The sequence below is a fragment of the Aurantimonas sp. DM33-3 genome (genome assembly GCF_014334315.1).
GTDB lineage: Bacteria > Pseudomonadota > Alphaproteobacteria > Rhizobiales > Rhizobiaceae > Aurantimonas > Aurantimonas coralicida.
On record NZ_JACSGS010000030.1, the window covers coordinates 1 to 19,101 of the forward strand.

20 protein-coding genes are annotated in these 19,101 nt (G+C 56.9%); 4 read left to right on the forward strand and 16 right to left on the reverse strand.

The features are described 5' to 3' along the window. Positions 1–83 precede the first annotated feature (83 nt). The 11 genes from H9Q09_RS21570 to H9Q09_RS21620 form a co-directional block, all read right to left on the reverse strand. Complete coding sequence (locus H9Q09_RS21570; RefSeq protein WP_187392773.1) at positions 84–968, reverse strand: matrixin family metalloprotease; 885 nt, start codon at positions 966–968, stop codon at positions 84–86. 82 nt (positions 969–1,050) lie between these two features. Continuing rightward, on the reverse strand, positions 1,051–2,019 hold the full coding sequence (locus H9Q09_RS21575; protein WP_187392774.1) for a rhamnan synthesis F family protein: 969 nt from the start codon (positions 2,017–2,019) through the stop codon (positions 1,051–1,053). Positions 2,020–2,031: 12 nt separating this feature from the next. Further along, positions 2,032–3,021, reverse strand: a complete 990-nt coding sequence (locus H9Q09_RS21580; protein WP_187392775.1) for a glycosyltransferase — start codon at positions 3,019–3,021, stop codon at positions 2,032–2,034. Beyond that, positions 2,954–3,835, reverse strand: coding sequence for a glucose-1-phosphate thymidylyltransferase RfbA (gene rfbA, locus H9Q09_RS21585; protein ID WP_187392776.1), 882 nt, complete (start codon positions 3,833–3,835; stop codon positions 2,954–2,956). The genes H9Q09_RS21580 and rfbA overlap by 68 nt, the downstream gene beginning before the upstream one ends. A gap of 223 nt (positions 3,836–4,058) precedes the next feature. Then, positions 4,059–4,625, reverse strand: a complete 567-nt coding sequence (gene rfbC / locus H9Q09_RS21590; protein ID WP_187392777.1) for a dTDP-4-dehydrorhamnose 3,5-epimerase — start codon at positions 4,623–4,625, stop codon at positions 4,059–4,061. A 67-nt stretch (positions 4,626–4,692) separates the two neighbouring features. Then, positions 4,693–5,751: a dTDP-glucose 4,6-dehydratase gene (gene rfbB, locus H9Q09_RS21595; protein ID WP_187392778.1), complete on the reverse strand. Its 1,059-nt coding sequence runs from the start codon at positions 5,749–5,751 to the stop codon at positions 4,693–4,695. A gap of 88 nt (positions 5,752–5,839) precedes the next feature. Further along, a complete protein-coding gene (locus tag H9Q09_RS21600) occupies positions 5,840–6,598 on the reverse strand; it encodes an ABC transporter ATP-binding protein (protein WP_187392779.1) in 759 nt (252 codons plus the stop codon). Between the two features lie 9 nt (positions 6,599–6,607). Beyond that, positions 6,608–7,462, reverse strand: a complete 855-nt coding sequence (locus H9Q09_RS21605) for an ABC transporter permease (RefSeq protein WP_187392780.1) — start codon at positions 7,460–7,462, stop codon at positions 6,608–6,610. A 127-nt stretch (positions 7,463–7,589) separates the two neighbouring features. Continuing rightward, positions 7,590–8,009, reverse strand: a complete 420-nt coding sequence (locus H9Q09_RS21610) for a hypothetical protein (RefSeq protein ID WP_187392781.1) — start codon at positions 8,007–8,009, stop codon at positions 7,590–7,592. 250 nt (positions 8,010–8,259) lie between these two features. Next, positions 8,260–9,141 carry a dTDP-4-dehydrorhamnose reductase gene (rfbD, locus tag H9Q09_RS21615; RefSeq protein ID WP_187392782.1) on the reverse strand — a complete coding sequence of 294 codons (882 nt, stop codon included), beginning with the start codon at positions 9,139–9,141 and terminating at the stop codon, positions 8,260–8,262. 118 nt (positions 9,142–9,259) lie between these two features. Next, positions 9,260–9,751: a hypothetical protein gene (locus H9Q09_RS21620; protein WP_187392783.1), complete on the reverse strand. Its 492-nt coding sequence runs from the start codon at positions 9,749–9,751 to the stop codon at positions 9,260–9,262. A gap of 421 nt (positions 9,752–10,172) precedes the next feature. Between H9Q09_RS21620 and H9Q09_RS21625 the strand changes: the two genes are divergently transcribed. Together H9Q09_RS21625 and H9Q09_RS21630 are read left to right on the forward strand one after the other, a co-directional pair. Then, complete coding sequence (locus H9Q09_RS21625; protein ID WP_246716275.1) at positions 10,173–10,787, forward strand: ParA family protein; 615 nt, start codon at positions 10,173–10,175, stop codon at positions 10,785–10,787. After that, a complete protein-coding gene (locus H9Q09_RS21630) occupies positions 10,784–11,116 on the forward strand; it encodes a ribbon-helix-helix domain-containing protein (RefSeq protein ID WP_187392785.1) in 333 nt (110 codons plus the stop codon). The genes H9Q09_RS21625 and H9Q09_RS21630 overlap by 4 nt, the downstream gene beginning before the upstream one ends. 216 nt (positions 11,117–11,332) lie before the next feature. On the opposite strand, the gene H9Q09_RS21635 is transcribed toward H9Q09_RS21630, so the two are convergent. Further along, positions 11,333–13,735, reverse strand: coding sequence for a DUF4214 domain-containing protein (locus tag H9Q09_RS21635; RefSeq protein ID WP_187392786.1), 2,403 nt, complete (start codon positions 13,733–13,735; stop codon positions 11,333–11,335). Between the two features lie 244 nt (positions 13,736–13,979). Between H9Q09_RS21635 and H9Q09_RS21640 the strand changes: the two genes are divergently transcribed. Both H9Q09_RS21640 and H9Q09_RS21645 read left to right on the forward strand, forming a co-directional pair. Further along, complete coding sequence (locus H9Q09_RS21640; RefSeq protein WP_246716276.1) at positions 13,980–14,942, forward strand: site-specific integrase; 963 nt, start codon at positions 13,980–13,982, stop codon at positions 14,940–14,942. A 124-nt stretch (positions 14,943–15,066) separates the two neighbouring features. Further along, positions 15,067–15,771, forward strand: coding sequence for a trypsin-like peptidase domain-containing protein (locus H9Q09_RS21645; protein ID WP_187392787.1), 705 nt, complete (start codon positions 15,067–15,069; stop codon positions 15,769–15,771). A 110-nt stretch (positions 15,772–15,881) separates the two neighbouring features. Here the strand turns inward: H9Q09_RS21645 and H9Q09_RS21650 are convergent, their stop codons facing one another. The 4 genes from H9Q09_RS21650 to H9Q09_RS21665 all read right to left on the reverse strand — a co-directional run. Next, a complete protein-coding gene (locus H9Q09_RS21650; protein ID WP_187392788.1) occupies positions 15,882–16,373 on the reverse strand; it encodes a flagellin in 492 nt (163 codons plus the stop codon). 89 nt (positions 16,374–16,462) lie between these two features. Then, positions 16,463–17,395 (reverse strand): flagellin, encoded by a 933-nt coding sequence (locus H9Q09_RS21655; RefSeq protein ID WP_187392789.1) that lies wholly within the window; start codon positions 17,393–17,395, stop codon positions 16,463–16,465. 303 nt (positions 17,396–17,698) lie between these two features. Next, positions 17,699–18,601: a flagellin gene (locus tag H9Q09_RS21660; protein WP_187392790.1), complete on the reverse strand. Its 903-nt coding sequence runs from the start codon at positions 18,599–18,601 to the stop codon at positions 17,699–17,701. A 197-nt stretch (positions 18,602–18,798) separates the two neighbouring features. Continuing rightward, positions 18,799–19,101, reverse strand: a 303-nt coding sequence (locus H9Q09_RS21665) for a transposase (protein ID WP_187392791.1), incomplete at its 5' end; no start/stop codon positions are given.

Sequence of the window (19,101 nt, forward strand, 5' to 3'; positions counted from 1 at the left end):
TCGCCAAACGCTCGCCTTCACCGAGGCCGGTATCGACGCGCTTCGTGACATCATCGCCGATCAGATCAAAGGCGCACTAAAGACTACGTGAAATCGAGCCTGCGGCCTACAGCGTATGCGTACTTCACCTCAGCGGCCTGGCCGACCAAGACAATATGGTCGTTGCCCTGAGCGGTATAGATGACGTCTGCTCCCCCCGCGCTGTAGACCACATCTGATGCGCCGGTACCACGCAGGAGATCCACACCTGCCGTCCCCACTTGGGTCAGTCGCTCAGCGACGGGGTCCCAATGAAAAGAGGCGAGATGACTGCCGTCCGAATTTGGTCCGCCGTAAAGATGCTGGGCGGCAGCGATGTCCAACGGACCAAGTTGGTCAAGCCACGGAGCCGTATAACTCATCACTGTGTTGTGGCCGTTATCGGCCGAACCTGTCAGCGTTTCTTGATGGCCGACTGTCACATCAAAAGGATGCTTGAGCCCTAGAGCATGACCTATCTCATGCAGGGCAAGATTTTCGAGATCTTCCATGAAGAATGGACTCTGCCGATAGCTGGCCGAAAACAGGATATCGCCGCCGATGAGCGCCTCACCTGAGTAAGCATGATCAATGCCATTCTGGGCATAGACAAAGGATGACGGATAATAGCCCAGGCCACCCGCATCACTCGGCGTTGCCAGCTGCGCGAAGTCGTAAAAAGCGAACGTCAGGTCGCCCTGATGCCGCGCTGTTTCCAAAAAGGTAACGCCGCTTACGCTCGCCCATTGCGCGAGCGCCTCGCGAACCACCGCCTTCTCGCTTTCGCTGAGAGACTGGATCGTCGCCGCCCCTTGCGGATCTCTAGAACTGAAATAAGCCGGTGCTACCGTTTCGAACGAATAGGTCAGTATGACGGGTCTGCCGACGAGGTCGGCCCGATACCAGGAGGAGCCAGACAAAAGCGCCTGGTAGTTCGAGACTTGGACCATCACACTTCTCCGTAAGGCGCCAGCTTCAGCCCCTCATCTTCACCTAAGAACGACCTCATACAACAGCCATGAGGCTATGATGCTAACGCGTCTTTTCCAACGAATTCAAAGCGCGCCGTACGGCCGTGCGGCCGGTTTGCCACAGTGGCTTGGGAAGGGTGTGTTTGAGAAAATGAGCAACAATCATCACGCTTTCATAGCGCTGGGCCACTTTGGGAAGTGGTCTAATAAAGGCATTATATTTGAACATTTCGCTATGCCGGACGCACTCTACAAATTCGGAGTAGGCAATATTTTTTCCGACCAATCCGCCAACTGAATGGACCGACTCCATTGGAAGAGTGAAGAAGCCCTGGTGTTCGGCTGCTAGAGCAAAAAGGCGCTCTGCGGCATGCGCCATGGTCCCGTCCAGCTTTCCGGTCTCTGGTTCGAAAAGATCGGCGTACTTCGCGTGAGCGAAATCACTCAGCGCCGCGCGCCGGAACCAGAACATGGAACCGGCCGGAAAGCGGGCATGGTCGGTTAAAATTTGATCGAGGGCTATTCCCATCCGATCCGCCATACGTCGCATGCCTGAGCGGTTGCTTCCGATGCGGCCCCTGACTGGCAGAAAACTATGGCGCGGCGCTATGAGGCCGATCCTGGATTGCGCTTCCATCAAATCGAGTGCCGCTAACCGAGACATTCCCTGTCCCCCCGTTTCCAGAAGCGAGAGGATCAAGGCGTTGCGCCAATCCAATCCATCGTCACGGTGTGGGGACTTTTTTGTGTGGAGCTTGAGGCCAATATCAGGAAGAGGCGCATCCTTCAGGCGGCGCAAGCACTCCAGGAATGGCAGAACGTCGCGGCCACGGTTTTCAACACAAACCCGTTCTACGAAATGAAGATGCGAGGTTTGGGGAAGCGAAAGAACGGTTTCCGCGTCACGGAACGACATCACCAACGCGAAGGGAACATCCACAGCCTCGTCGATCTGGCGGACCATCTCATCCCATATCTCCGGATAATGGATCTGAGCAAAGATAGTGAACCGGGGCGTAGCAAGCGTCATGAAAGTGTCCCGTTAACGCCCCATATTCACGGGCGTAAGGCGCCCCTTCCAGCCATCGGCAGCCGCTCGTACGAGACGCCAAAGGAACGACCATCCGCCCCGATTGCAGGCATAGGCAATGGATTGGAGCGGCACGTATATGAGGCTTTGCAGTTTCCAGCGTAAAGGCATGTGCGAAAGGCGCAACATCGCGGCCCGGTTTCGCACATAGGTGATCATGCGTGTCTGGCTTTGATCAGGAAAGCGCAGGAAGCCAAACTTGATCACGCCATAGCCAATGCGATGCGGCAATTCCGCATTTTTTGTGATCCAGACGGAGAAGCCGTGATCCCAAGCACGCAGGCTCCATTCCACGTCGATACCATCGATGAAGTAATCCGCTCGGAAAGGCCCGATCACCGAAAACGCCGACAGGTCCACCAGCGATCCAGAGGTGATGACGTAATCCACGGCCTCACAATGGGCCATTGATTGTCCGCGAAAGACGTAACGGGGAGGCTGCCCAATTTCCCCAGCGGGTACGACAGGGCGTGGCCCAACGACAGCCGGGAGTTCGCCCGCTTTTTGAAGAGCAGTGAATGCCGAAACCAGCAGTGCCGGCAACTGGGGGTTAGGTGACGAATCCTGATCAAAAACAAGAAGGTGGCTCGCTCCGGCGCCCCCTGCGGCTTCAGCCAGCTTATTCAGTGCAAAGCCGATTCCCTGGTTCTCCGGCGTCCGGAGGAGGCGGACCCAGGGGCGCGCTTCTAGGGCCTCGAGCGTTTCAGGTTCGATGGCCATCCCTATCGGTCCATCAATATGGGCAAAGACTTCCAGCCCCATCGGCTGGAAAAGATCGACCAAGGGCTGGAGCAAGCTCCAATCCGGCCGGAAGATTGTCACCCCGACGGCAACGCGGATCGTTGGTGTAATAGGACGAGTTGTCTGCGTCATTTCAGATATGATCGCCGGCGATTTTCTGCAGATAACGGCCATACGGACTGCTGCCGAGATCTCGACCAAGCTCGGCCAGTGCGGCCTTATCGATGAAGCCTTGGCGGTAGGCGATCTCTTCCGGACAGGCGATCTTGACCCCTTGGCGGCGATCAAGGGTCATAACGAACTGCGCCGCCTCGACAAGGGACTCGGGGGTCCCGGTATCGAGCCACGCATAGCCCCGGCCCATGCTACACACGTCGAGTGTGCCTTCCGTTAGATATAACCGATTAAGATCGGTAATTTCTAACTCGCCACGACGCGATGGTTTCAGTGTTGCCGCCAGCTCGCTGGCACGGCCATCGTAGAAGTAGAGGCCGGATACTGCCCAGTTCGACTTCGGCTCGCTTGGCTTTTCTTCGATGGAGACAGCCTTCCCACCGGCGTCGAAATCAACGACGCCGTACCGCTCCGGATCGTTTACGTGATAGGCGAAGATGCTGGCGCCGAGTTTGCCCTGTACCCGGTTGCGAGCCTCTTCCATCAGCGTTGGCAGGCCGTGGCCGTAGAAGAGATTGTCTCCGAGGATCAAGGCTGAAGCCTCACCGGACACAAAATCGGCGCCGATGAGATAAGCTTGAGCGAGGCCATCCGGGGATGGTTGCTCGGCGTAAGCCAGATCGATTCCCCAGGGCTTGCCGTCTCCCAACAGCTTCTGGAAATGCGGCAGATCGCGAGGCGTCGAAATAATCAGGATGTCCCGGATTCCTGCCAGCATCAGGGTCGTCAATGGATAGTAGATCATTGGCTTGTCGTAGATAGGCAGCAGCTGCTTCGACATCGTTTGCGTCATCGGATAAAGCCGCGTGCCGCTGCCACCCGCCAGGATAATGCCCTTCATCGCCAATTCCCCCGTTGCGTGACAGCGTCTGCATAGCGATCCGCTTGCCAGGATGCTGGCAGCATCGAACCTTTTCGATTGCCCTTTGTTGCGTCCGTTGAGGGCCATGCGGGAGCATCTGACTCGGCACGGTCGATATCATCGCCGGGGAAAGTTTGGGCTGGAGCGAGTGCAAGCCACAAGACAGAAAGCGGCCCTGTGGCTTTGCTACTGGTATCCTGCATCAAAACACGTCCGGCAGTTCAGAAAGGCTTGGCTGTATCTTGTCCTTGTCGGACAGGACTGCCGTCTCGCGCGTGACCCCCCAGTCGATCGCCAATGAGGGGTCGTCGAACGCCAGCCCCTTGTCGAGGTCTGGCGCGTATGGGGCGGTTACCTTGTAAAAGACCGACGTGTTCGCCGCACGGGTTACGAAGCCATGGGCGAAGCCCTTTGGCACCAGCAGCTGAAGGCCGTTCTCTGCCGTGAGCTCGACGCTCAGATGCTGCCCAAACGTCGGCGAAGCCTTCCGAAGGTCGACGGCCACGTCGAGGATGGTGCCGGAGAGCACACGCACGAGCTTGTCCTGTGCCAATGGCGGGCCCTGAAAATGCAATCCGCGGAGTGTGTTGATTTCTGCTGAAAACGACTGGTTATCTTGCACGAAGACAAGATCGATACCGGCTTCCTTCAGCCGTTCCTGGCTGTAGGTCTCACAAAACCAGCCGCGCTGATCGCCGAACCGCCGTGGCTTTAAGATCAGAACGCCATCCAGTTCGGTCCTTGTAACTTCGAGGAAGGGGGAGCTCACAGCAGGCCTTTCATGGAGTTGATTGTTCGCAGTGATGGTTCCCGCTTGCCGCGGACAGGGTTGGCCGTCATTGACCAATGCCGAGCCGCTCGCCCTGGTAGTTCTTTGACCGGATTGCCGTCCACCACTGGCGGTGTTCGAGGTACCAGGCAACGGTCTTTTCCAGACCGGTCTCGAACGTCTCCTCAGGCTTCCAGCCGAGGTCGCGTTCGATCTTGGTCGTGTCGATGGCGTAACGCGCGTCGTGCCCCGGACGATCAGGAACATACGTTATGAGACGCTCATAGGGCCCGTTCTGATCGGGCTGCAGGCGATCGAGTATCCGGCAAACTGTGCGCACGACGTCGACGTTTTGGCGCTCGGCCTTGCCCCCAATGGCGTATGTCTCGCCGGCGTGGCCTTTTTCAGCTGCGAGGATCAGGGCTTTGGCGTGATCTTCGACATACAGCCAGTCACGAATGTTCTCGCCTCGCCCGTAGATCGGTAATGCCCTGCTCTCCAGAGCATTGAGAATGATGAGCGGGATCAGCTTCTCGGGGAAATGGTACGGCCCGTAATTATTGGAGCAGTTTGTGACCACCACCGGCAGGTCGAAGGTGTGGTGCCACGCGCGTACCAGGTGGTCGGACGAAGCCTTTGATGCCGAGTAGGGTGAACGCGGATCGTAGGCCGTCTTCTCGGTGAAGAGACCTTCTTTGCCGAGCGAGCCGAACACCTCGTCGGTCGATATGTGGTGAAACCGGAAAATGCGTCTCCGTGCTTCGTCAAGACTGCGGTAATGGCCGAGGGCCGCGTTCAGAAGAACCGCAGTGCCCACGATGTTGGTGTTGATAAATGCCATCGGTGCGTCGATGGACCGATCGACGTGGCTCTCTGCCGCCAAATGCATGACAATGTCAGGCGAGAAACTAGAGAACGCCTCTCGTACAGCACTGGCATCGTTGATGTCAGCATGCAGGAAGCTGTAGCGGTCGCTAGCCGCGACCGAAGCCAGATTGTCCAGGTTTCCGGCATAGGTGAGAGCATCGAAAACCAGGACTTCATGATTGGTCGCTTCGATCAAGCGCCGCACGACGGCAGAACCGATGAAGCCAGCTCCACCCGTCACTAGAAACCGCTTGGCCATTTTCTCCCTCAGCCTTTCCGGCCTGCCGCAATCGGTCCGGGTCGACCGATCGTTCTTGATCGTGCGCAGTACCAATGTGGATAGAGGCCTACTCGCCCGAGGGATCCTTGCCTTCGTAACGCTCCAAGACTTCCTCCAGCGGGCCATCGTCGATGATACGGCCGTGTTCCAGCCTCACGCCTCGAGTGCACAACTGCGACAGGAGCCCACGGCTGTGTGAGGCGAGAACGAGGATCGCCGCCTGCGATATGAACGACTGGATACGCGCTCGCGCCTTATCGATAAATGCCGAGTCCCCTGCGCCGATGCCTTCGTCCAGGAGAAGGATTTCAGGTTTGATACTGGTTGAAATGGCGAAGGACAGGCGCGCCTGCATGCCCGCTGAATAGGTGCGGATCGGCATGTCGAGGAAGGAGCCGAGTTCGGTAAAATCAGCAATATCGCCAATCCGTTCTTCCACCTGCCGGCGTGTCAGGCCAAGGAAAAGGCCACGTAGGCGAATATTGTCATAGCCTGTAGCGTCGGGATCCATGCCAAAGCCGATGTCGAACAAGGGTGCAATATGTCCCTCGACGCGAAGGCGGCCGCTTTGCGGTGGGTAGATACCTGCCAGAACGCGCAGGAGCGTTGTCTTGCCGGCCCCATTGTGGCCGATCAAAGCCACCCGTTCGCCATCGGCAATGGACAGATTGACGTCTGCGAGAGCTTCCACGCAGGTCCGCGCACGCTGGTCAGACCCAATGCTGCCCCCGGTCGCTCCGCTGACAATCCGGTTGCGCAAAGATCGCGCGGACCCGCCATAGATCGGAAAGCTGACGCCGACGTTCTGAAGTTCGATGGAATTCACGATAGGGGCCTAGAGCCAGTAGGGGATGCGCCAGCGAAACCGGGCGTAAAACCCGAAGGCGAGAACGCAGCTGGCAGCAGTGAACAGGAGGGCAATGATCCAGTTGGTTGCAGACGCCGGACCGTGCAGAAGCGGCGCCCTGACCAACTCGATCATATGATAGAGCGGATTCCACTCCGCGATGATCCGGCGATCGCCAAGAGCCTCCGCCTGCCAGATGACTGGCGTGACGAAAAACAGCATTTGCACCATGTTGGCAACGAGCGGAGGAATATCCCGAAAACGAGCGCTGAGTGTACCCAGCAGAAGCCCCAAAGCGCCGCCATTGAGCAGTACCACCAGCAAACCAGGAATGGCCAGGAGACCCGTCCAGCCTGGATTGACGCCGAAGATCAGCAGAACGGCGACGATGATGATCATATTGTGGAAGAAAATGATCAGTGACCGCCATAGCAGGCGATAGAGGTGAATACACAAGGGTGCCGGCATCTGCTTGATAGCCGCTTCCGAGCCCGTGAACGTCTGGCATCCTTCGAGCAGAAACCCGGACAGGAGAGTCCAGATGACGATGCCTACGCTCAGATATGGCAGATAGTCGGCCAGAGGCATGCCGAAGATGGCACCGTAGGTAATGCCCAAACCAAGGACGAAGGCGGCAAGGCTCAACGTCACCCAAAATGGGCCCATCACGGATCGACGGTAGCGCTGGCGCATATCAAGCCAACCCATCGTGCCCCAAAGCTCGACGAGTTTCGCCCCCGCTATGAGGTCACGGGCGGTGCTTGCAATAGGAGTCCGCCTGTAGGTGTCGGCGTCGTAGGTAACAATCGGTGTGGGCAGAGCCTTGAGCTCCCAAGCTGACAAACTGCCGGGCTCTTAGCAGAATTGGTTTTGGACATGAAGCAGGAGCAGTGGCCGCCCTTGTTGGCGCCCTCCATCTGGCGAAACGCCGGCAAAAACTCATTGGAATGGGCTTCGGTGGACCCTCAGTTTAGCTTTCCCTGATGGTCATCGTCGCCTTCCGTGGCGACCAGCCCTCGTCGAGCCATTGCCTGATCCGTTCCAAACGCTCGTTGGTGCTCAACTCATATGCATGAGGGCCGAGATGGCGGGACCAGGCTTCGGCGAGTGTAAGGCTGAACGTATGATAACAGGCGGCGTGCTCATGGTACGGGCTCATGATCACAAACCCTGCCACAGTCCCCGAATATTCGCTATGGCGGGTGAGAGCGCTCCGAGCTCCAATGACGGCCTCAACGATCTTGGGTGTATGCGGATTGGGGGCCGGAATATCAAAAGCCAATTTCTCAATATGATCGAGGTGGGGTTCAACCTCATAGGACTCGGCCAATATGTCGTACATTGCTTCGCGAGCTTCTTGGAGGAAGTCGTCAGTGGGATTCTCGTCCATTTTGCACTCCCCGTCCGGCTCGATCGTTTGCCTCGTATTCCCTCATCCCTGGTAGGCAGGGCAGCAGCGACTTGCCTGTTGGGACAGTGAATCTCGCATTGGCATCCCAGACAAGCGCGGATGCATGTTCGATGATGTGTATGATCCAAGCATAACACAGTAGGAAGGACGTCTATCGATGGACTGGACGGATTTCCTATTGCGGGGACGTTGCGTCATTCACCGCTGGCGGCATGCCGAGTTTTCAGCATTATCCGAACTTTCCGGCAGCAAGGCTGCGGGCTACGCCGTCCTGCCATGTAGGAAGCGCCTCTCCAAAAATATGAGAGAATTTTGTTGTATCTAGGCGCGAATTCATGGGCCGCCTTGCGACAGTGGGATAGTCCGCGCTTGCGATCGGCTCCACCTGGGCCGTTGGGCCACCAAACTTACCTGATACCCGGAAAATCTCTTCCGCAAAGCCTGCCCAGGTGGTTTCCCCCGAGGCGACCAGGTGGAAAATGCCACGCCAGTCATCAGCTTCACGATTGGCAACCACGCGCCGCGCAACCGCCACGATGCCGGAGGCAATATCTAAGGCGTAAGTCGGCGTGCCATATTGATCAGAAACGACACGAATGGTCTCCTTGTCACGAGCAAGGCGCAGCATCGTTTTCAGGAAATTCATTCCGTACGGGCTATGAACCCAAGCCGTGCGCAATATGACTGACCGCTCGTTCGCACGCAGGACCGCCTGTTCTCCGGCAAGCTTGGACCGGCCGTAGACCGTGCAAGGCTCCGCATGATCGGTTTCGGTGTAGGCTGCGGGCTTCTCACCAGAAAACACATAATCCGTCGAAATATGGATAACCGGAAGATTTGCTGCTTCTGCGGCCGCCGCGACATTATAAGCGCCATTGCAATTGGCACTGAAAGCCGCGGCTTCATCGTCTTCTGCTCGGTCGACTGCGGTGTAGGCAGCGGCGGAGACCAATACATCAGGCGCATATTCAGCGATGATGCGGTCGATGGCCGTACGGTCGGTGATATCGAGACGATCGCGTCCCAGCGCAATCACTGCCAGACCCGGTCCGGCCAGATCTGCCAGAGACCGTGCCAGCTGGCCATATCGTCCTGTCACCAGAAGGCGCACTTCTGTTGCCTCCACTTTGCGTCAGTCATCCAAGGCTGATGACAACCTCGAGGTCCCACGCCAATTCCGAAGAACGCCGTCACCGTCCTCGGTCATGATCGTATCCTGCGTCGATGGGTCAGATCAGACCTGCCTCTCGGCAACGCGAATATATCTGCAATTGCTCAGTACCGCTTTCGGAGATCGACACAAGACGGAACGGACCCAATTCGCCGTTCCGTAACAACGCAGCCTCTACAATGAAAAGGTAAGGACGCGCACTGGCATTCGCGTGCCCAGTTGCCGTAACCATGCCGCAAATTGCCAAATCACCCTTTGGGTCCCGGCCCGCCTTGGTCGGCAGAAATCGAATGGTCCAGTTGTCGGGAAACGCTCGAACAACGACCGTGCCAAGGCGACCTTTCTGCTCCGGAGAAAGCGTTACGATATCGATACCTTTGTTATGGACGAGAGTACGGGGCGTATTCCTTTTGGTTTGGAATACATCAAGGTAATCGATCGTTTGTTCGGCGAATGCGGAAACGGAGGTGGGCCTCGCACACGCCGTGAGTGCCTGAACGCAACCCAGCAAAACGGCACCCGCAATCAAGCGGCGCGATTTCTGGCTCAAATGCTTCCTCCTTGGTGCGAAACCATAGCTTCCTGATTGCACACGCGATTTTCTCTCTACCAACTGTGTGAAACTTATAACCTCAGAGCCGGGCAAAACCTATTCTCAGACTGGCTCTTGTCGTCAGCTGCACGTGGGTGATGCGTGCGCTTTGAAACGGAAACAATGTGCGCTTCGGTGCGACTTCACTATTGCGAAGCTGCGGACCGAATGACAATTTCGCATTTAACGTCGGTGCCTTTTAACGTTTTAACCGAATATGCAGGTGTAATAGGCTGCATGTGGCGTCCGAGGATCACCGTTAATCGCGCGTTAACCATAAAGCCAGAGAAAGGAATGGCTTCAACCGCGGTTGGTTATAGCGTACTGACTTCGGTTAATCGGTTGAATTGTCAAAAGGTGTATTTTGAAAGTTTTAGCAATGGCGAGCCGGAAAGGGGGGTCTAGCAAAACGACGATCTGCGTTCACCTCGCCGGCTTGGCTGATGCAGACGGTGGCTGTGTCCTTTTGGATGCGGATCCACAAGCATCTGCATCTGTCTGGTACGAACTGCGGCAGGCCGAACGGCCCCTTGTCGTGCCGACGGATGCCACCAATCTTCACTCAATCCTTGCCGCGGTCGAAGCCGAGGGCTTTCAATACGCCATGATCGACTGCCCGCCTCACAATGAAGCCTCGATCTCAGAAGCCATGCGTTCGGCACACCTCGTCGCGGTGCCAATCCGGCCTTCACTGTTTGACCTGCGGGCTGCAGAGGCCACGTTCAGCATGGCCCGCGCGTTGAAGCGGCCCGCAATCGGTATTCTGACAGGGACGCCACCCCCGATGACCGGAGGCGAGGCTAGTATTGTCAGGGAAGCCCGCAGCTACCTGGATGCCATTGGCGCTGATGTCTGCACCGCAACTATCGGTCAAAGAGCTGCCTTTTCGCATGCACTGCTTAGCGGCTCGAATGCTGCTGAATACGAGCCAGGCGGCAAGGCTGCGCGGGAGGCGGCCGCCCTTTGGCGGGAACTGAAAGACCTCATGCAATGACGAAACGTCCATCGATTGCTAGTTTGGCGCCCCGTAAAGTCGGTGCATCGCAGTCTCATGGCGACCGCAATGACAATGGCTCGGCAGGCAATCCGGCTGCGGCTACGCCAGTCGAGCCAAGCGCTACAAAACAACGGCCTCCGTACAAGGCGGTCTTGTCCAAGGTCGACGAAGCGACACACCGTCAGCTCAAGATTCTTGCCATCGAAGAAGGTACGCCCGTCGGCGAATTGCAGATCGAAGCCCTCAACCTGTTATTTCGCTCAAGGGGACTGCCTGAGATTGCCATTCGGGTTACCCCAGACGAAAAGAAGCGGCAAACCGTTTGATAGATCGCACGTCGCTCAACAATCGCCGCTGTGGCACATACTCCCTACACTCGCCTACAGTCCTTCGTTGGGCCGATATGCAGGATTTATGATGATAAGCGCCGTCGGCGTATACCTGCTCAGCTGCCGTGCCTGCCGTAGGAGAACGAGGGCGGTTCGACAAACAAACGCGCCCTCGATCATAACTCAACTCCCCGCAGCTTCGCTCGGTCGTGCTTATAATCCCATAATCAGAACAATTTCGTTCTCGATGATTACGGTCTCTGTACCCTTCTCAAATGCTTGTAGCTTGATTGTATATTCATCGCCATAGTTCAAATCATCACCGTCCGCAAGAAACCACGCGACTGACTCAATATTCTGCGTCACCCACGTATTGCCGCCATCATCGACAATATGTCCGCCATCCTCATTGGTGATCCAATCGTAGGGGGAATTTCCACCAGCGTTCGTTCTAGTGCCCACTGATTCAAGGGTCGTGCCGTCTCTGAATAGATTGAACTCAACGAAATCCACGTCTTCCGATCCATCTCTGTCGATCAACAATCTAAATTCGTAGTCGTCGAGACTGGATGCTTCGTTGGTTGATACCGAATACGCAAACCGTCCGGAATTTGGATCTATTCGGAAGGTGTTCGTGCCTGGTATCGGATCATAACTCCCTCCTTGCGTTATCCTTGCATCGAGACCCAATACAATCTCATCATTGTTGTATGTAGCAAGCACAAACCCGTCTGAGGGATTTCCTGAGCCGACGTACAGATTATCTACGTACCTAGCTTGGGACGGAAGATCCCCGTAGCGGGTGATCAAATTATCCGTAACGATAGAATTATCTGGCCCTGAGGTGCTTATCCCTCCAAATTTAACTTCTGCAGATATCGCGCCATCTATATTGTTATTCGATATTTTGATATTCGTATTATTGATATCGATTATGCCGGTTGACTGTACATTCTGAGTTCCCGCATATCCAAGCCCGGATATCTTGTTTCCGATTATGTCGCCTGTCGACCCCAGCGCTACAATGCCGTTCTGCGCCATGATCTTCTCAGCGCCTGGGCCGATGATGACATTATCGGTGATATCGACATCTGCATTCCATAGATAGACGCCGCCTTTTTGGAAGCCGGTGATCGTCGAATTCGTCAACGTAAACTCTGGCAATGCTCCCAACGGTAATGTGTTCTCGACAAACACTCCGTAGCCCCGTTGGGCCCCGTTAACATCATCTTGGTCGGTCAACGGATCCCGGATATTGGCGACCGTAACTCCTGTTACCGACCCCGATGAGTCAAGATAGCTGATCCCAACATATGTAGGGTTGTCACCTCCGACTGAGGAAACGTCGCGGCCGTCCTCCCCTCCATTGATATTGATCCCAGAAATGCTGACATTCTGCGAGTTCTTGACCTGAATGAGCGCGACGTGGTCGCGGGCATCTGCCGCGCCGGTCACTACCAAATCCTGAGGGGCGCTGATTGTGACGATCCCTTGCCCAAGGAGGCTTAGGTTGTCGGCATGGTCAACAACGACCTGTTCCTGATAAATTCCGTCACGAATAACGATATGCTCGCCGTCCGCGCGCTTATCCGTTCGGTTTGTATCCGTGGCGGCGGTGACGGCGGCTCCGATCGTTCCGTATTCGCTACCTGCACCACCGACGAGAAATTCGTTTAGAACGAGGATTTCGGGCGAGGTTACATGAGAAACGTTGCCTGCGGCATCGACCGCTGTGACAGAGAACGTCACGTTGGGTACGGTCTCAAAATCGAGAGGCTGATCTAGGATCACCCGCTGCCCGTCAAGGCGGAATGGTGTGCCATCCGAGAATACGAGCTGCGCTCCTGTTTCGGAGGTAAGCGTCCCGATGACCGTTCCGACCGGAATCCCCTCGCCAATGCCCTTCTCGAACCCTGCCGCAAGCGAAAAACTCGGGGCCGGGGGCGGGGTGGTATCGGCCGGTGGATTACCTCCGCCAGTCCCTGGCTCTGGCTCTGGCTCTGGTTCGGGTTCCTGATTGGGCTCAGAGTCACCCGTGCCGCCGATCGGACCGGTGTTCGCCGGATCGTCGATTTGGCCATCCGCCACGTCTGCGATGAAATTAATAAGGGCGTTGCCATTTTCAGTCTGGAATTCCGGGGATGCCAGAAAGGACGCGGCAACATTCTCGACGTTGAACGTGCCGTCAGCGAGTGCGGTGAGGAAGAAATTCAGGCCTTGCGCATCGGGCTCGCGGCCCATGATGTTTTGGTAGAACAGAGTCACCACTTCCGTGGTGCTCGGCGTGGAGCCGAGATCTGGATTCTTCTCTTGGAATTCCGATGAAGCCGCAAAAGCAAGCGTGAGATCCTGGAACGTTAAGTCCCCATTGGCGATGACATTCGACCAGTATTCAAGACCAGCGGCGTCTGGAGCTCGGCCGAGAAGGCCCTGGTAGAAGGCGATGACAGGCAACGTTACGGTCTGAATCTGTACACTCTCCGGAGATCCTTGGATTTGCGCCGAGACGTCCGCGAGGGAGCCTTCGCCTGCTACGCCCGCCCAGTATGAGATCTCTTCCGCGCTCGGGGTGCGAAACAAGAACTGTTTGTAATAGCTGATAATCTGCTCATCCATGATGCACATCCCTGCTTACGATAAGTCAACCATACGACAATTTTCGCTCAGCGCAACCCGGGATGGTGTTTTGCAACCTTCGCCATGAGCACGGCGAGGGTAGAGTGCTCCATCTGGAAATGCATAGTTAATTCGGTAAAAGCGTCTCTAAGCACCTTTTAACCGAAATACCTATTTTAATTGGCCTGAAGTTCAGCTAGTGATAATGGCGCTTATCGCTAGCTATCGGGGTTGCGGACACTTCATGACCAGTCGTCTTCAAATTCTGGACGAGGTCGACTACGGCCTGCTCGTCGAGGACGCGCGGCAGGCGCAGTTCTTCGCAGAGGCATCCATGGCGCCGAACACGCTGCGCGCCTACCAAGCCGATTTTCACGAATTTGCCGCCTGGTGCAGACAACGCGGTACGCCGAGCTTGCCGGCGTCGCCTCAGGTCGTGGCGGCTTTCTTGGCGAACCGGGCGGCAGCGGGCCTGAAGGCGTCAACGATCAGTCGAAAGGCCAGTGCTATCCGGTTTGCCCATAAAGCCCGTGGCGCTGACAGCCCAACCGACGCCATGGAGGTAGAAGCCACATTGCGCGGGATCCGACGGCAGAAAGGAACAGCGAAACGTCAGACGGCGCCGGCAACAGCCACGGCCATCGCGGTGATGCTGTCGCATGTCAGCGCTTCATCGTTGCGGGGCAAACGCGATTGCGCGCTGTTGGCGTTTGGCTTTGCCGGCGCGTTCCGGCGGTCCGAACTCGTCGCGCTGCAAGTCGAGGATATCACCTTCAGCAGCGACGGAGCGGACGCGACCATTCCCCGGTCGAAGTCCGACCAGGAAGGCGAGGGTCAGGTCGTCGCGATACCGCACGGCACGCGTCTGATGCCTGTCGAAACCTTGCGGACATGGCTGGATGCCGCCGACATCCAAAAGGGCCCCATATTCCGACGCATCCGGCGGGGCAACGTTATTCAGGCGAAGGGATTGACCCCCCAAAGCGTCGCGCTGATCGTCAAGCGCTACGCCGCCGCCGCCGGCCTGGATATGCAAGACTTTGCTGGTCACAGTCTTCGTGCCGGCTTCATCACGAGCGCCGCCGAGAGTGGGGCGGACCTAAACCGGATTATGGACCAAAGTCGCCACAAGGATCCGCGAACGGTGCGCCTCTACATTCGAAGAGCGAACCGCTACAAGGATCACGCAGGCGTGGGCTTCCTATAGTGATGTGCCGGCTCGAGCTCCTCCCGAACCTCGCAAAACAATTCGGCAACCGCATCCGGCCAGCCGAAACGCTGGTGATCGCACTTCACCAAGACGTCGTCAGCGCCATGTCCTGACGATGACGATGCGAGCTGGACTGATTGTTGCCGCTATCCTTCTGCTGTTCCTTCCGAGTGCCGCGGTGTTCGGGCAATCCCTGCGTTCAGAAATAGGCGTTGAGGCTAACACCGCCCCTTGGTCTGGGATCGCGATGGTGACAAACAGCGTCTACGGGCGCTGCACGGGCATACTGGTTAATTCGCAAACTGTTTTGACCGCTGCCCATTGCTTGTACAGCCCGCGAACGAAGCAGTATGTCCGGCCGCAATCCGTGCACGTCCTGTTCGGTTACGACCGTGGAACATACAGCTTTCATACTGTGGCGGAACACGTCGAGATCGCTGCAGGCTACGACCCCGAACAGCCCCGTTCAACACTGTCGTCCGACTGGGCCGTCCTGACTTTGAAAGAAAATGCGCCGCCGCTTCACCAGCCGTTTGCAGTCGCGGCCGCCTCGCGGATGGGCCAGGCGGTTTTTGCCGCAGGGTTTGCTCAGGAGCGTTCCGAAGTGCTGACCCGAACACCCGACTGCGTCGTTGAAGGTCGAGCAGAAGGAGGGGTGATCGTCAGTGATTGCGGCGTCTCACACGGGCTGTCCGGCGGACCACTGATCGATGCGGCCACGCACGCGGCACTGGCGTTGCAGGTTGGCACCGTCGTCAAGGATGGCCAGACACTTACGCTGAGCATCGGTCTTGATGCCGTCACATATTCGCCTGTTAATCGATAGCACGAGAGAGCCTATGGTCGCCTTCGTTCGCGAACGCTTTGACGCCATAGATGGAAATGACACTGGGCCCAGCCTTTCGGCCAAGCCCAGTGATATAAACGCGCGGATCTTTACCGGAAGAGCAACAACAGCGATTCCGAGGACGAATTGGCGATCGACAGGGCCTGGACGCCCAGCTGCTGCTGCGTCTGCAGCGCCTTCAGGCGGGTCGACTCCTCGGTCATGTCGGCATCGACCAGCGTGCCGACCCCCTTCTCGATGGAGTCGCGCAGGTTGGAGACGAACTCCGATTGGATATCCATCCGGTTCATTGCGGCACCGAGGTTCGAGGCGCCTGTGGTCATACCCTTGAGCGCGGTATCGACCTTTGGAATCATGTCGCTCAGATCGTCATCCTGAACATAGGCTGCCGTGATATCGAGATTGGCAACGGAAACTCCCGGAGCACCCCTATTGGTCGTGGTGGTCTCAGTATCCAGAAGACCGTTGGCCGTTCCTGCCGCGGCCGGATCATCATCACCGAACAGCTTCGACCCGCCGACGAAGACATCAATTGTTCCGACTGACACCGCTCCGGTTGCATCGCGGTTGAACGACGCCACTACGCTCGCTAGTAGGAGCTGCCCTCGTTAAAATGCAAAAAGGCCCGGCCTCGCGGCCGGACCTTTCATTCAGCGGTTGACACTGGCGCTTATCGGAAGAGCGAGAGGATCGACTGCGAGGACGAATTGGCGATCGACAGGGCCTGAACGCCCAGCTGCTGCTGCGTCTGCAGCGCCTTCAGACGGGTCGATTCTTCGGTCATGTCCGCATCGACCAGCGTGCCAACACCCTTCTCGATAGAGTCACGCAGGTTGGAGACGAACTCCGACTGGATGTCCATGCGGTTCTTGGCAGCGCCGAGGTTCGATGCAGCGGTCGTCATCAGACCCAACGCATTTTCTACCCCGTCGATCATGTCACTTAGATCTTGATCGTCAACTGTAGCAACAGAAACATCCAAATTAAAGACCGAAACGGTCAGTGGCGTAGCGCCCGTAGTCACGAAGGTACCATCGAGAATACCGGATGCAGCACCATTTTCATCGAACAATGCCGTGCTTGCCGTGTTGATGTCGATGGTCGAAACGGAAACGTCGCCAGCGGAATCACGGTTAAAGGAGGAAACGACCGATTTTGTTGCTTGATAAGATGGGTTTACGCCGGTGTCGGAATTTACCGACAGCCAGTTCTCGCCGGAGAACGATGCCGACTTTGCAATTGACCCCAGCTGCTTCTGCAACTCGCCAATCTCCGACTGGATCTTGTCTCTATCAACGCCCGGTTCTTTGGCCGCGACGAGCTTGCTTTTGATCTCGTCGACGACATCGATGGCAGCGTTAAGACCGGTATAAGCGACGTCGACCTTCGCCTGGCCGAGACCGAGGGCATCTTCGACGGCACCGAGGGCCTTGTTGTCAGAGCGCATCGTGGTCGCGATCGACCAGTAGGCGGCATTGTCCGACGCCGCACCGACGCGATACCCGGTCGAGATGCGGTTCTGGGTCTGGTCGAGGTTGCTGTTGATCATCGACAGGCTCTGCAGAGCCGTCATGGCCGAAACATTGGTATTGATGGAGGTCATTGATACGGGTCCCGTACGCGAGAATACAAAAAGGGACATTCCGGGTCAGCCGGCATAGCAAACCGGCATCATGCCTGCGAGGAGTCAGATGGTCCTCGCTTTGCTATGTTTCATGTGTGAGCCATCACCATCTTACTTTCGCTTAAAATTTATGGTTAACGAAATGTATAATCGAGGAATTGTCTCGAGAAGGATTTCCAAAACGCATGGGCTATTTCAGCAATAAAGTGGAACTAGCCTAGGCATACGAAAAGGGGCCCGGCCTTCCGGCCGGACCCTTTATTCAGTGGGTAACGCTGTGTCTTATCGGAAGAGCGACAGGATCGACTGCGAGGAGGAATTGGCGATCGACAGCGCCTGGACGCCGAGCTGCTGCTGCGTCTGCAGCGCCTTCAGGCGGGTCGACTCTTCCGTCATATCCGCATCGACCAGCGTGCCAACACCCTTCTCGATAGAGTCACGCAGATTGGAGACGAACTCCGACTGGATGTCCATGCGGTTCTTGGCAGCGCCGAGGTTTGCCGCCCCAGTCGTCATCGACTCCAGCGCCTCTTCGACGTCCGAAATCATCGTAGTCAACTGAGCATCGGTCGTCGCAGTGGCGATTGTGAACGATGAAATGTTCGTGCTGCCGGTCTGCGTCGCTCCGTTCAGAATGCCGGTCGTGCCAACTGAATCGAATAGGCGGATCGACCCGATATCGATGTCGATCGCGCCGACCGATACCGATCCGCCCGCAGTTCGATTGAACGATGCAACCACGGCCTTTGACGTCACAGCGGCGGTTGCTGCAGTATCAACCGACAGCCAGTTCTCGCCGGAGAACGATGCCGACTTTGCAATTGACCCCAGCTGCTTCTGCAGCTCGCCGATTTCCGACTGGATCTTGTCTCTATCGACGCCCGGTTCTTTGGCCGCGACGAGCTTTGTTTTGATCTCGTCGACGACATCGATGGCGGCGTTGAGACCGGTATAGGCGACATCGACCTTCGCCGAGCCGAGACCGAGAGCATCCTCGACGGCACCGAGGGCCTTGTTGTCGGAGCGCATCGTGGTCGCGATTGACCAGTAGGCGGCGTTGTCGGAAGCGGCTCCGACCTTATAGCCGGTCGAAATGCGGTTCTGGGTCTGGTCGAGGTTGCTGTTGATCATCGACAGACTCTGCAGAGCCGTCATGGCCGAAACATTGGTATTAATGGAGGTCATTGATACGGGTCCCGTACGCGAGAATACAAAAAGGGACATTCCGGGTCAGCCGGCATAGCAAACCGGCATCATGCCTACGAGGAATAATAGCCCTCGCTTTGCTATGCCTGATATCTGGACCGCAAAACGATTACTGGCGCTTAACAATAATAGTTAATCAACATTTAATTCGTCGAATTATTAGGGTCGAGACACGATCAAACCCAGAAGGCAATGATGGTCGCGAGGGCGACGGCGGACAGGAAGTTCGCGGCGAGCTTGTCGTAGCGGGTTGCGACGCGTCGAAAGTCCTTGAGGCGGCAGAAGGCAGCTTCGATCCGCCAGCGCTCACGGTAGCGTCGTTTGTCGTAGACGACCGGTGTCTTCCGGTTTGATCGGCCTGGGATCACGGGCCTCCCGCCGACATTGCGAAGCCGCTGCCGCAGAGCATCAGCATCATAGCCCTTGTCAGCGGTGAACCAGCGGACCGGTCCCGCAGCATCGAGCAGGTCATTTGCAGC

Bases quoted from the DNA above. Each gene is read 5' to 3' on its own strand.
- H9Q09_RS21570 (WP_187392773.1), bottom strand. From the start codon at position 968: ATGGTCCAAGTCTCGAACTACCAGGCGCTTTTGTCTGGCTCCTCCTGG.
- H9Q09_RS21575 (WP_187392774.1), bottom strand. From the start codon at position 2,019: ATGACGCTTGCTACGCCCCGGTTCACTATCTTTGCTCAGATCCATTAT.
- rfbA (WP_187392776.1), bottom strand. From the start codon at position 3,835: ATGAAGGGCATTATCCTGGCGGGTGGCAGCGGCACGCGGCTTTATCCG.
- rfbB (WP_187392778.1), bottom strand. From the start codon at position 5,751: ATGGCCAAGCGGTTTCTAGTGACGGGTGGAGCTGGCTTCATCGGTTCT.
- H9Q09_RS21610 (WP_187392781.1), bottom strand. From the start codon at position 8,009: ATGGACGAGAATCCCACTGACGACTTCCTCCAAGAAGCTCGCGAAGCA.
- H9Q09_RS21625 (WP_246716275.1), top strand. From the start codon at position 10,173: ATGGCGAGCCGGAAAGGGGGGTCTAGCAAAACGACGATCTGCGTTCAC.
- H9Q09_RS21630 (WP_187392785.1), top strand. From the start codon at position 10,784: ATGACGAAACGTCCATCGATTGCTAGTTTGGCGCCCCGTAAAGTCGGT.
- H9Q09_RS21635 (WP_187392786.1), bottom strand. From the start codon at position 13,735: ATGGATGAGCAGATTATCAGCTATTACAAACAGTTCTTGTTTCGCACC.
- H9Q09_RS21640 (WP_246716276.1), top strand. From the start codon at position 13,980: ATGACCAGTCGTCTTCAAATTCTGGACGAGGTCGACTACGGCCTGCTC.
- H9Q09_RS21645 (WP_187392787.1), top strand. From the start codon at position 15,067: ATGCGAGCTGGACTGATTGTTGCCGCTATCCTTCTGCTGTTCCTTCCG.
- H9Q09_RS21655 (WP_187392789.1), bottom strand. From the start codon at position 17,395: ATGACCTCCATCAATACCAATGTTTCGGCCATGACGGCTCTGCAGAGC.
- H9Q09_RS21660 (WP_187392790.1), bottom strand. From the start codon at position 18,601: ATGACCTCCATTAATACCAATGTTTCGGCCATGACGGCTCTGCAGAGT.